This is a genomic window from Desulfovibrio faecalis (genome assembly GCF_053570625.1).
On record NZ_JBRBQR010000001.1, the window covers coordinates 2,192,545 to 2,205,051 of the forward strand.

Annotated in this window: 11 protein-coding genes and 1 tRNA gene; 5 read left to right on the plus strand and 7 right to left on the minus strand. The window is 54.7% G+C overall.

Annotated elements, in window-relative coordinates; all coding sequences use genetic code 11:
* Nucleotides 1-217 precede the first annotated feature (217 nt).
* Nucleotides 218-1,507, plus strand: a complete 1,290-nt coding sequence (locus ACUZ79_RS09765) for a dicarboxylate/amino acid:cation symporter (protein WP_449251461.1) — start codon at nucleotides 218-220, stop codon at nucleotides 1,505-1,507.
* On the opposite strand, the gene ACUZ79_RS09770 is transcribed toward ACUZ79_RS09765, so the two are convergent.
* The gene (locus ACUZ79_RS09770) at nucleotides 1,502-2,743 is read right to left on the minus strand and encodes an ISL3 family transposase (RefSeq protein WP_449250523.1); all 1,242 of its coding nucleotides are present in this window, start codon (nucleotides 2,741-2,743) and stop codon (nucleotides 1,502-1,504) included. The two genes, ACUZ79_RS09765 and ACUZ79_RS09770, sit on opposite strands and share 6 nt — an antisense overlap.
* Before the next feature lie 314 nt (nucleotides 2,744-3,057).
* Between ACUZ79_RS09770 and ACUZ79_RS09775 the strand changes: the two genes are divergently transcribed.
* The gene (locus tag ACUZ79_RS09775; RefSeq protein ID WP_449251463.1) at nucleotides 3,058-3,885 is read left to right on the plus strand and encodes a class I SAM-dependent methyltransferase; all 828 of its coding nucleotides are present in this window, start codon (nucleotides 3,058-3,060) and stop codon (nucleotides 3,883-3,885) included.
* Nucleotides 3,886-3,932: 47 nt separating this feature from the next.
* Here the strand turns inward: ACUZ79_RS09775 and ACUZ79_RS09780 are convergent, their stop codons facing one another.
* The 4 genes from ACUZ79_RS09780 to ACUZ79_RS09795 form a co-directional block, all read right to left on the minus strand.
* Entirely contained in the window at nucleotides 3,933-4,934 is a 1,002-nt protein-coding gene (locus tag ACUZ79_RS09780) for a GNAT family N-acetyltransferase (protein WP_449251464.1), read from the minus strand.
* Nucleotides 4,935-5,363: 429 nt separating this feature from the next.
* The gene (locus ACUZ79_RS09785) at nucleotides 5,364-5,735 is read right to left on the minus strand and encodes a RidA family protein (RefSeq protein WP_449251465.1); all 372 of its coding nucleotides are present in this window, start codon (nucleotides 5,733-5,735) and stop codon (nucleotides 5,364-5,366) included.
* 248 nt (nucleotides 5,736-5,983) lie between these two features.
* Nucleotides 5,984-6,060: transfer RNA gene (locus tag ACUZ79_RS09790), tRNA-Met, on the minus strand.
* 66 nt (nucleotides 6,061-6,126) lie between these two features.
* A complete protein-coding gene (locus ACUZ79_RS09795) occupies nucleotides 6,127-6,924 on the minus strand; it encodes an undecaprenyl-diphosphate phosphatase (protein ID WP_449251466.1) in 798 nt (265 codons plus the stop codon).
* 113 nt (nucleotides 6,925-7,037) lie between these two features.
* Between ACUZ79_RS09795 and ACUZ79_RS09800 the strand changes: the two genes are divergently transcribed.
* Nucleotides 7,038-7,229, plus strand: coding sequence for a hypothetical protein (locus ACUZ79_RS09800; RefSeq protein WP_192111773.1), 192 nt, complete (start codon nucleotides 7,038-7,040; stop codon nucleotides 7,227-7,229).
* 98 nt (nucleotides 7,230-7,327) lie between these two features.
* Here ACUZ79_RS09800 and metG read toward each other — a convergent pair whose 3' ends face one another.
* On the minus strand, nucleotides 7,328-9,340 hold the full coding sequence (gene metG, locus ACUZ79_RS09805; protein WP_449251467.1) for a methionine--tRNA ligase: 2,013 nt from the start codon (nucleotides 9,338-9,340) through the stop codon (nucleotides 7,328-7,330).
* A 23-nt stretch (nucleotides 9,341-9,363) separates the two neighbouring features.
* Nucleotides 9,364-10,434, minus strand: coding sequence for a PSP1 domain-containing protein (locus ACUZ79_RS09810; RefSeq protein ID WP_449251468.1), 1,071 nt, complete (start codon nucleotides 10,432-10,434; stop codon nucleotides 9,364-9,366).
* A 182-nt stretch (nucleotides 10,435-10,616) separates the two neighbouring features.
* Between ACUZ79_RS09810 and ACUZ79_RS09815 the strand changes: the two genes are divergently transcribed.
* Nucleotides 10,617-11,177 carry an HD domain-containing protein gene (locus ACUZ79_RS09815; RefSeq protein WP_449251469.1) on the plus strand — a complete coding sequence of 187 codons (561 nt, stop codon included), beginning with the start codon at nucleotides 10,617-10,619 and terminating at the stop codon, nucleotides 11,175-11,177.
* A gap of 24 nt (nucleotides 11,178-11,201) precedes the next feature.
* Nucleotides 11,202-12,506, plus strand: a complete 1,305-nt coding sequence (locus tag ACUZ79_RS09820; RefSeq protein WP_240824318.1) for an ATP-dependent 6-phosphofructokinase — start codon at nucleotides 11,202-11,204, stop codon at nucleotides 12,504-12,506.
* The last annotated feature ends 1 nt before the right edge of the window (nucleotide 12,507 follow it).

Sequence of the window (12,507 nt, forward strand, 5' to 3'; positions counted from 1 at the left end):
ATTTAATATATGATTTTAGTATTTCTTATTTAGTAGTTGAAAAAAATAAAAATGATTTTTTTTCTGTTTCAAAAATGAATAATTCAATTTTATATCTATATGGAAAAATGTTGCCGCCCTAGTGATATTGAATAAAAACTGGGTGGATAACATATTATTGCTGTATCAGGAGCTGAGAAACCAGACTTACATCAGGCCATAAGCCAGGATTCCCGCCATGAAATATTTGAAAATTTTGTATGTGCAGGTTCTCATTGCCATATTCATTGGCATTCTTTTGGGTCACTTTTATCCTGAACTGGCCGTCAAGATGCAGCCTTTGGGCAAGGGCTTCATCAACCTCATTAAAATGATCATCGCGCCCTTGATCTTTTCAACCGTTGTTACCGGCATAGCCGGCATGAAAGATATCAAGGCTGTGGGCAAAACTGGCGGAATAGCGCTTGTCTATTTTACCGTCATCACGCTTACGGCCCTTGCCATTGGCCTTGTGGTGGTCAATCTGGCCCAGCCCGGTGTTGGCATGAACGTTGACGTAAGCACCTTCAACGCTGCGGACAAGAACATTGCCGCCCAGTATGCTGGCAAGGCAAAAGACAACAACATCGTCAACTTTTTCCTCAATATTATTCCCAATACCTTTGTTTCTGCCTTTACCAGCGGCGAAATCCTCCAGGTGCTGCTGGTGGCCATGCTGTTTGCCTTTGCCCTCAATTATAGCGGCGAAAAGGGCAAGCTGTGCTTTGACCTCATCAAGAGCCTTTCTGAAGTGCTGTTCAAGGTTATCGGTATCATCATGCACGTGGCCCCCATCGGCGCATTTGGCGCAATGGCTTTTACCATTGGCAAGGAGGGTATTGGCTCTGTGCTTGTTCTTGGCGAGCTCATTGTGTGCTTCTATGTTACAAGCATTCTTTTTGTCGTGTTCATTCTGGGGACCATCTCCTTCAGCTGCGGATTCAGCATTTTCAAGTTTGTGCGCTATATTCGTGAAGAACTGTTTATCGTGCTTGGCACCTCTTCTTCCGAATCTGTGCTGCCAAACATGCTGCGCAAAATGGAAAAAGTTGGCTGCAACAAAAGTGTTGTGGATCTTGTGATTCCCGCTGGCTATTCCTTTAACCTTGATGGAACAGCCATTTATCTCACAATGGCGGCAATATTTCTTGCCCAGGCCACCAATACACCCATGCCGATGGGCGATCAGCTTGTGCTCCTGGGTATTCTGCTTATTTCGTCCAAGGGGGCGGCTGCAGTTACCGGCGGCGGTTTTATTGTGCTGGCCGGAACGCTGAGTTCTGTTGGCAACATCCCGCCCGAGAGCATTGCCGTTATCTTCGGCATCGACCGCTTTATGTCTGAAGCCCGCGCGCTCACCAACCTTGTGGGCAATGGCGTTGCGACCATCTTTGTTTCAAGGGTTACCGGCAATCTGGATGTGGAAAAGCTGCATGAAGAGCTTGACCGCAAAAAAGTGGTTCTTCGTCGTTTGATGTGGAATTCATGAAGCCACTACGACCTGAATCGGGGCCGCAATCAGGTAGACCATGGTGATGAAGTTCTCCACGTTCCGGTATCCTCGGGCCCTGGCCCTTGCCGCCTGGAACAGGCCATTGAAGCCTTCGAGCCTCGCATTGGTGTGCAAGGAATGCCAACGATGAAGGATTCGCGGCAAATGCCTCTCAAAGCTGGCCAATGCTCCGCGCACGGGTTCCAATAGCGGGCAGTCGGCCGCGTACTCGGCGGCATGCTTGAGAAAATGGGTTATGCGCCACTTGGCGGCCTGCTTCGATTCGGCCCGTCGAACCCAGCGCAGAAGTTCTTTGACACGGTAGGCCTTGGCGGTAGCGAAGCCCTGCTCGACGAGTTCCAGGAGAGCACTCTCCTGATTCTGCGTGCGTATTGTCTCGGCGCCCTTGAGTACGGCCCAACGGGTGTGGTCCGGCAGCTTTGACTGCCTGGCCTCAAGCTTTCTGACGTCATCGACGGCCTTGGTGAAGAGTTGGACGACATGAAACCAGTCGACTGTCACCGAGGCAGACTTGAACTTCTGTTCGACGGCGGAGAGGAACGCAGGCGACATGTCGCAAACTACCTCGACGATGTTTTCAGGACAGCCTTCATGGGCTTCAATGAACGCGCAGAACTGAGTCAGGCATTCCTTGCCCTTACCTGGAGTCGCGAAGATCACGGGCCTGTCGGAACGATCCAGGTCAATGAAGACGGTGATGTAATTGTGCCCACGCTTGGACGCGGTCTCATCCAGACCGATGGCCTTGATGTCTTTCAAGTTCAGCGCATTGATGGCTTTGGCCACATAGTGATGGACGATGCGCCACAGGCGGGTATCCGTGACCTCGACATGACGCGCTACGGCATTGACCGGCATCTCTCGAACGAGGCTCATGACAACCTGCTCAAAAAGCAGGGTAAACCGGCTGCCTTCCCTGGCCCATGGGGCTTCGACGCGTCGGATTCCATGTTCCGGGCAATTGATCCTCGGCAGTCGGGCTGTGAGGTAACAGTGATGCTGGAAGAAGTTGAGATGCCGCCACGTGAATTCCTTGAAGTCGTGAGCCTTGCACGCGGCTCCGCACTCGGGACACGGATACAGCGCTCCGCGGTCGGCACCGATCTCCAGGTGGAGCTTGGTTGGCGTATGGTCGGTATCAAGACGTTGGCTCATAACTTTCCAGGGCGGCGTGAGGCCGAGGCCCAAGGCAAAGATTTCTTCAGCTTGCATGGCAGTCCTCCTAAAGGAGGGCTATCCAAACTGATTGAGGTCGGTCAATTCCACATCAAACGACGAAGAACCAAAAAAGTAGTCGGCCAGCCCGTCCCCACTGTTTAGCCTTCATAGACAGCCTCTGCCCGGTAATATTGACCGGGCAGGGGCAGATCCCCCTGCTTCACAGATTTTCAAAACCCACTCATCGAATGCCTGTCAGCCCGCAAATATGTCGGGCTGATTTTTCTTTATTCCCACATCGTCTCCTTGTAACCTTGCAAAACATTGGGAATACGGCGCAGCATTGCGCGCAAACAAAGGTTTTGAACATGGAAATAAAAGAATTTGAAGCATTCTGGGCAGACAGGCAGCCGGATCGGTCAGATCTGGCGGAGTTCTGGAGCCGCCGTGCCCAGTCGTTCAATACCCATTCTGCCGAGGCAGATTCCAGTGCGTACCGCCGTAATTTAGCTGCAAAGGTTGCGGCGCGCGCCAAGGTTGGCAAGGCTGATGCAGTGCTGGACATCGGCTGCGGGCCGGGCAGGCATGCCCTGATTTTTGCGGAGATGGCTGGCAAGGTTGAGGGGTTTGATATCGCGCCCGGCATGATCGAATACGCAAATGAAAATGCGCAGCGTGCGGGAACGGAAAACGCCTGTTTTCGTGTGCTTGATTGGGATACTGTGGATATGAAACAGCTTGGCTGGCAAAAAAGGTTTCAGCTTGTTTTCGCCTCGCGCACGCCTGCCGTATATGACCGTGCTACCCTTGAAAAAATGACAGAGGCCTCGCGGGGCTACTGCTGCCTTATCACGCAGGTTACGGGCGACAATTCTGTGCGCAGGGAACTTGCGCCTGTTGTTGGCGCCGAAAATCACGATGACTATACCCGCCGGGGGCTGTACAGCGCCTTCAATATTCTGTGGTTGCAGGGCTATTATCCCGAAGTGGAATATATTGAGCGCACGTGGGATTCTGAATGCCCGCTGGAAGAAGCCATTGTGATGTACACGCGGCATTTTAACAGCAGAGGCCAGCTCACAGAGGAGCAAGAGATCGCCCTGGCAGACAAACTGTGCGCCATAAGCAAGAACGGCATGGTGCACGAAACTGGCAGCTCGCGGGTGGGCGTGCTTTTCTGGAACGCCAACCTATGAGGACATGAAAGCTGCGGGCCTGTTGCCCACTGCCCTTTTGGCGGTTTTCAGGCCTTTTCTATGAGCCATGTCCTGATGGGAAAGGCCGTTTCTGTCCAGTGCGTTTTATACTGCATCTTGGGGCCATCGAGCGGCCCCATGTCGTAGCGTTGCACACCTTCCTCACTGAGCCAGCGGATTTTTTCAATCTGCATAAGGTTGCCCAGTGAAAGCTCATGGCAATCCTGCGCATAGCTGAACTGCTGCCCACGATAGATATCCCCGGCCAGGCCGCCAAAAATAAAGCCTACATCCGTATTTTCACGACGGGCAAAAATGACGCGTGCGCCTTTCTCTGGCGCGAGCCGCTGGAGCAGATATGCGTAAAAATCGCATATGCCCGGCTCCGCCATGCCGCAGTGATCAATCCCCTTCCAGCTTGTGCGTTCAACGGCGATCATGCGGGAGAAAGTCGCCTTTGCTTCATCTTCCGTTGAAGGCAGCACGCGTTCATAATAGATGCCCAGCTCGTGCGCCTTAGTTGCCGAACGCTTAAGATTGCGGCGCAGATTGGCCGAGCGGCGCGAAAGATAGCCGTCCAGCCCGCCAGCAAGCGAAGCCGATCCTTGAATACCCGCTTTTACGAGGTGCGCCTGGAGGGGCATGCGCGTTTTGTTGAGCATGTTCTGCACATAATCCAGGCCAGGGCCAAGGCCTCCCACAAGAACATTGGGAAATTGGGGGGCATAGGTCTTGGAAAAAAAGTGCATGGCCTCGGCAAAAAGCTGCGGGGCATTGCTGCCCAGCAGCGGGCAGCCAAAGAACCACGAGGGCTCAAGAGGTGTGATATATATTTCTTCTTCCGAAACAAGGCCTTCCGCAAGGGCAATAACGCTTCCGTCAGCTTCTGCAAACAGCAAACGCCGTTTGGGGCCAAAGGCATCATGAAAAGCAAGTTGCCATGCTGGCGTGCAACTGAAAGGGTCGGCTTGAGCACTGTGCAGCGCTGCGCTGTGCCATGTTGCGTATTGCTCGGGCTTGGCGTTGTGGGGCAAATGTATAAACTGCATGAAGGCACCGGAGTAAAAGGCAAGGCGTCTATGCCCTGTGCGCTCGTGCACACCACAAGGCATAAACGCCGTATATGTTGGTTTATAATACGATCCAGCTTTGCTGCCTGTACATTACAAAATCAGGCTATTTGTCTGTTGCTGAGTCGTCCTGTTTCCTTTTTTCAGCTACGTATTCTTCTTCATGTATGAGCGTACTCCCACATCGTGGGCAGGACAATAACTTGAAAAAGAGCCGAAAATTGAAGAAGGCTTTGTCCAGCATGCCAGTCGGGCAATAAAAAACGTCGCCACAGCGCTTGCAGCGGTAGACAGTTTTTTCTTTCATAATGCCCCCAAGGTAGCCAATGAAGAACTTTCAATAAATTACCATGTATGGTGCAGGTTATCAATTCCCCTGCCAGAGCAATATGCCAGCTATCCATGTGGTTAGGGCGCCCTTCTGCTCATGAAGAGCACCCTGCTGCACTTAGCCCTGAGGTTGTTTTGCAGCCCAGAGCTGCCAAAAAGCTTATCCCACTTGCTGTCGAAATAGTCCCAGTTGATTTCTTTCACGGACCAAATATTAACCTTGGTAATATCTGCTCCGGTCAGCCCTTCCGTATCGAGCAATGCTCTAATATTCTTGAAAAGTTGCTGCACTTCATTGTTAAAATCCGGAGGGAAAGTTCCGTCGTCCCCAATACCGATTTGCCCTGAAAACACATAGGTGTCCATACCAGCGGGGATGATGGTTGTATGTGAATAGTTTCCAACAGGCTGATACATGCTCTTTGGTGTTTTTCTTATAATGGCCTTCATGGTGTTCTCTTTGTTTTAAATGGTGCTGTTTTTCATTTTTATAGGCGGAAAGACCGCAAATTGTTGATCTGACGGAGTGTGGTGCAGGACTTTTAGAATAACACCATTACAAAAATTTTGAAAGCATCATGTCGCGGTAGTGAAAAAAAGTATGGGAGTTGCCTTAGGCGCACACTGCTGCTCAACCGCTGTGTGCGCCTAAAAACAGAAAACCCGGAAGTCTCGTAAGACTTCCGGGTTTGAAATTCTGGTAGCAAGGGAGGGATTTGAACCCCCGACACTGCGGGTATGAACCGCATGCTCTGACCAACTGAGCTACCTTGCCGTGTCAGCGCCTCGTTAGCGCGACGATCTATTTATAAAAATTGCCGCCCCTTGGCAAGCATTTTTTTTAGTTCACCATGAAATAATAAATAAATGGGGCAATAAGCAGGCGGTACACGGCAAAAGGCACCAGGGTCACGCGGCCCATGAGGGCGATAAACACCTTGACCGCCAGCAAGGCCGAGAGGAACGAACCGATCATGCCCACGGCAAAAAAAGGAATGTCCGCAGTGCTGAAGAGATGCCAGCTTTTCAGCATGTCGTAGCCGGTGGCGGCAACCATGATGGGCACGGCGGCGATGAACGAATACTCCGCCGCAAGCGAGCGCTTGCCGCCAAGCAGCATGCCGCCCATAATTGTTGAAGCCGAGCGCGAAAAACCGGGCCACAGGGCAAGGCACTGAAAGCAGCCGATGCCAAGGGCCAGCTTGGGCGTCATGTCGTCCAGCGTAATATACGAGGGTTTGAACTTGCGCTTTTCAACCACTATCATCATCACTGCGCCCACAACCAGCGCAATGAGCACGGTTTCTGGACGGAACAGATAGGTCTTGATGGTCGAGTGCAGCAAAAGACCAAGCACGCTGGCGGGCAATGATGTAAGGATAAGCAGCATGATGCCGCGCATGCCCGCAAAACGCACATAGGGCTGGGGGCGCACAAGGCCCCAGAAGCGCTTCCAGTACAGCACAACCACGGCCATGATGGCGCCAAGCTGAATAACCACCTCAAAGGTGGCGGCCTTTTCGCCCATGAAGTTGAGCAGATCGCCGACCAGAATAAGGTGGCCGGATGAGGAAACAGGCAGAAATTCCGTCAGCCCCTCGACAATGCTCAAAATTACCGCAGTAAACAGATTATCCATAAAAACCCTCTGGCGCGAAATCCTGTCGCCTAGTGTGGGATGTGTCGCCCTGCGGGCAGAGCATTGCCAAAAGGCGGCACAACGGCTATGGGTGAATAAAAAAGGATATCTCCATGACAACCATTATGCCGCAAGGTGAACTTGTTCGTAAGGCTGCGGCCTATCTGGCGGAACAGCGCGCCCTGCATACCGGCAAGAGCCTGTCTGCCCTTCTGGATGAAGCGGGTATGCGTTTCAACCTTACTCCGCTTGATGCCGCCGCCCTTGAGCGCCTGTTCCGTGAAGAAGAGGCCAAGGCCCACTAGAGCATTCCGTCCATCGTTCTGTATTCAGTTTACTGATGGTGGTTGCAGACGTCGCGCCCATTTGAGCAAGGGGTGCGACGCCGCTTACCACGCCCGAATTATGCTATTTCGCTGCCGTCAGGCACATCGCGGTCTACAGCAAGCAGGCCGAGTGCGCTGTCGGTTCCGGCCGTAAGCACCATGCCGTGCGAAACCAGACCGCGTATCTTGCGCGGAGCAAGGTTCAGCACTGCGCACACGCGCTTGCCCACCACATCTTCCGGTGCATAGTGTTCTGCCAGGCCAGAGAGAATCTGACGCAGCTCACCTTCGCCAAAGTCAATTTCAAGCCGCAGAATACGGTCGGCATTGGGGTGTTTTTCCGCCACTTTCACTGTGCCCACGCGCAGATCCAGAGCCTTGAACTGGTCAAATTCTACATTTGGTTTGCCGGCGGGCGCGTCCGCCCCGCCCTGCCCTGCTGTAGCCTGATTGGGTGCAGCCTGCTTGGGTGCGGCTTTTTCCTGCGGTTTTTCCGCCTGCTTGTCCTTCTTTTGAGCCTTGGGTTCCTTGCTGTCCGCGCCGTCCTTTTTCACTTCAATGCGCGGGAACAGGTTGGAGCCTTCCGCCACCTGGGTGCCGGGTTCAAGGCCTTCAAAATGGGCAATTTCGTCTTCCACATTGGCAACCGGGGGCTGGCCTTCCTGCACCTGCTGCCCAAGCTGGGCCAGCATTTTGCCAGAGGCCACAGGCATGACGGGCCAGAGGCAGAGCGCTGTTTTGCGCATGGCCGCCAGCATGACGTACATGACGGTTGCGAGGCGCTCCATGTTGCCCTGCTTGTAGAGCGTCCATGGGGCCTGAGTGTCCACGTATTTGTTCAGGGCGCGCACAAGTTCCCACAGGGATTCAAGCCCCTGGGCAAACTGCACGTTGCCGAAAAGTTGTACAAAGTTGCGCATGGAGTTGGCGCACAGATCGGCAATGGCCTTGTCGTCCTCCTGAAGCGCCTTCGGCATGGGAACGCGGCTGCCGAAATACTTGGCCGTCATGGAAAGCACGCGGCTGAACAGGTTGCCGAGGTCGTTGGCAAGGTCGGCGTTGATGCGGCCCACAAGGGCGTCTTCGCTAAAGCTGGCGTCAGAACCAAAATGCATTTCGCGCAGCAGGAAATAGCGGAAGGCATCCGGCCCGAAACGCTGGGCCATGTCGCTCGGTTCCACAACATTGCCAAGCGATTTTGACATCTTGGTGTCGCGCACAAGCCAGTAGCCGTGCACATTCAGATGCTCATACAGCGGCAGGCCCGCAGATTTGAGCATGGTGGGCCAGAATACGGCGTGGGGCTTGAGAATATCCTTGGCAACCAGATGTTCGCCAGGCCAGAACTTTTTAAAATCTTCGCCTTCGGGCCAGTTCAGTGCGCTGATGTAGTTGAGCAGCGCGTCAAACCACACGTAGCAGACGTAATCCTTGTCAAAGGGCAGCTCAATTCCCCAGGTCAGGCGCGATTTGGGGCGCGAGATGCACAGGTCTTCCAGCGCGCCGGATTCGAGCATGGCCAGTACTTCGCTGCGGTAGCGCTCGGGCCGAATAAACGAAGGATTGGCCTCGATGTGCTCCTTGAGCCAGGGCAGATACTTGGACATGCGGAAGAAGTAGTTCTTCTCGCTGATAAATTCCGGCTTGGTCAGGTGCTGGGGGCAGAGTCCGTTTTCCAGCTCTTTTTCAGTATAGAACCGCTCGCAGCCGTAGCAGTAATGCCCGCCGAATTCGCCAAAATAAATGTCGCCCGCGTCATAGACCTTTTGCAAAAAGGCCTGTACGGCGCTGATGTGCTCGGGATCGGTGGTGCGCACAAAACGGTCGTTGGCAACGTCAAGCTTGGGCCACAAGGCGCGGAAGCGGGCGCTGATGTCGTCCACAAACTCTTTTGGAGTCTGGCCTTGTTTTTCAGCCGCCTGAACAATCTTGTCGCCGTGCTCGTCCGTACCGGTGAGGAACATGGTATCCTCGCCAATCAGCTTGTGGTAGCGGGCCATGGCGTCGGCAACCACTGTGGTATAGGCATGTCCCAGATGGGGTTTGGCATTGACGTAATAGATGGGCGTTGTGATGAAAAAGCTGTTCACTCAAGGCTCCGTAAGCTTAATTGCTAGTCGTGGTCGGGCCGCTGCGACTTGTTGCGGCGGCGTTTGCGGCGATTCTTGCCCGGTTCGGCCTGAGCCTCCCCACCGGGGGCGCGCTCGCCGGATTCGGCGGGGGCGGATTCCTCGGTCTGGGTATCGCGCTCGTCCTGACGGAATTCATCCATAAAATCAAGAGAGTCAAGAGTATCCGGCGTGGCGGAAACCACAAGCAGGCCGTTGTCGTTCATGGGGCCTTTGGGCGGCTGCTTTGGCTGTACGCCCTGGGGGGCCTCCGGCCTGTGGGGCGAAAGCGCCTGCCAGTCGTCCAGGCTCAGTTCGACTTCTTCGTTATTTTCCGTCAGCACAGAAAGGGAATTGCGGAACATGTTGGCCCGCAGAACCTTCATGGGGCCTTTGTCCGTCTGGTATTTCTTGCCGAGGCGCGGGCACATGCGGTGGAAATGGTCGTAGTTGTCCTGCTCGTAAGAAAGGCAGCAGAGCAAGCGACCGCAAATTCCCGAAATTTTGGCAGGATTCAGAAAGAGATTCTGCTCTTTTGCCATGCGGATGGTCACGGGCGCGAATTTGCGCAGATACCTGCGGCAGCAGCAGACCATGCCGCAGTTGCCCACAGCCCCCACCATCTGCGTTTCGTGGCGCACGCCAATCTGGCGCAGCTCGATACGCGCGCGGTATTCGCGCACAAGGTCTTTGACCAGATCGCGAAAATCAATGCGGGAAGGCGCGGTGAAGTAAAAGATGAGCTTGCTGCGGTCAAAAAAGACCTCCACATCCACAAGCTTCATATCAAGGTTGCGGTCGCGGATGCACTGGCGGCAGAACTGCTGCGCTTCACGCGCCATCTGCTCGTTGGCTTCCCCACGGTGGATGTCTTCTGAACCGGCATGACGCAGAATGGAGGGCAGTTCCTGCTCCATCTGTCCGGGCAAATGCTCTGCGGGGCCGGATACTATTTCGGCGAGGGTCTGGCCCTGCTCTGCCTCAATAAGTACATGATCCCCCCGTTTGAAGCCGGAGGGGCCGGTATAGTAGCTTGTTTGTCCAAGCGTTCTGAAACGGAGACCGTATATGGGCATAAATAGTCGCTTCGGCAAAGGTAGTGGAATATGTATTCCGAAAAGGTTCTTTTCCGTCATTAATGCCGTGCTGTCAACTGGGCTGCGGGTCGGGCCACGGCTGCGCATCGGCCATTCACCTCGCGCGGCTTGCAAAGCCGGGTTGCCTGATTTACATTTTTAAACATAAGGGAGTACTTGCCATGATAGATCGTCAATCGGCCCTCGCTCTGCTGGCCGAGCAAAAAACACCGCCTTCCCTGTTGCAGCATGCGCTGGCCTCCGAGGCCATAATGCGCGCTCTTGCCCAACATTTTGGCGAAAATGAAGACATCTGGGGCCTCACGGGCCTTTTGCACGACCTCGACTACCCCGCCACGGCGGAAAACGCCGCCCGGCATGGCCTGGACACCGCAGAAATGCTGGCTGGTCAGTTGCCGGATGAGGCCCTTACAGCCATTCGCGCCCATAATGCGGAAATGAACGGCGCGGCTGGCCCTGCCTCGCGCTTTGATTACGCCCTGCGCTGTGGCGAAACCGTCACCGGGCTTATCTCTGCCGCTGCGCTCATGCGCCCCACGGGTATGGAAGGCATGGAAGTTAAAAGCATAAAGAAAAAGATGAAGGATAAAGCCTTTGCGGCCAGCGTGTGCCGCGACAACATCCGCCAGTGCGCCGAGGCCGGGCTTGAGCTTGATGCTTTTCTGGCTCTGTCCATCGAAGCCATGCGCGCCCGTGCGGCGGAACTTGGTTTAAGCAAATAGCTCCAAAACAGCCGAGGCTGCACCATGCAAGAATGTTCGCTGCAAACGGAAATCCGCACGCTTGGCCCCTGCAAGCTTGATTCTGTGCTGCCCTACCGCACCTGGGCAGACAACAAGACCGTGCAGATTGTTGTGGATGAGGAACTGTCGGAAGAAGTGAACGCGCCCTTCAGCGTATGCCTTGAGGCCGCTGGCCCGCGCAAAAAACTCTATTTTGACACCACCCGCGCCAAGTGCGCCATCGTGACCTGCGGCGGGCTTTGCCCCGGCATCAACGATGTCATCCGCGCCATTGTGATGGAGGCCTTCCACGCCTACAACGTGCCCTCCATCTTGGGCATCGCCTACGGGCTTGAGGGCTTTATTCCCAAGTACGGGCATGCTCCCTTTGAGCTTACGCCTTCAAGCGTGGCGGACATTCACCGTTTTGGCGGCACCATGCTTGGTTCTTCACGCGGGCCGCAGTCTGCCGAAGAAATTGTGGATACCCTTGAACGCAGCAACGTCAACGCTCTCTTTGTCATTGGCGGCGACGGCACCATGAAGGCCGCCCTCGCCATCAGCAGCGAGGTGCAGGCGCGCGGGCTCAAGATATCCGTCATCGGCATCCCCAAGACCATTGATAACGACATCAATTTCATTCCCCAGTCGTTCGGTTTTGAAACTGCCGCCTTCAAGGCCACGGAGGCCATTGAATGCGCTCATACCGAGGCCTGCGGCGTACCCAACGGCATTGGGCTGGTCAAGCTGATGGGGCGCGAATCAGGCTTTATCGCCGCGCGCGCGGCTCTGGCCCTGAAAGAAGTGAACTTTGTGCTCATTCCGGAAGCTCCCTTTGCCCTTGAGGGCGAGGGCGGGCTTCTGCCTGCGCTGGAAGAACGCCTGCGCTCGCGCGGGCATGCCGTTATTGTGGCAGCCGAGGGCGCGGGGCAGCACCTTATGGAAAACCACGCAGCCAAGGATGTGTCGGGCAATCCCGTACTTGGAGATGTGTCTGACCTGCTGCGCAAAAATATCAGCTCGTATCTTGGTGCGCGCGGCATTGAGCATTCGCTGAAATATATTGACCCGAGCTATATCATCCGCTCCATCCCGGCCAACGCCAATGACAAGGTCTATTGCGGATTTTTGGGCCAGTACGCCGTGCACGCCGCCATGGCCGGTCGCACAGACATGGTGGTGGGCAAGATTCAGGACCGTTACGTCCATCTGCCGCTGGAGCTTGTGACCCGCAAGCGCCGCAAGCTCAACATCTATTCCGACCTGTGGCGGGCTGTGCTTGAATCCACCGGTCAGGGCATGTTGCACGGCATGCTGCCCCCGGCGTAAC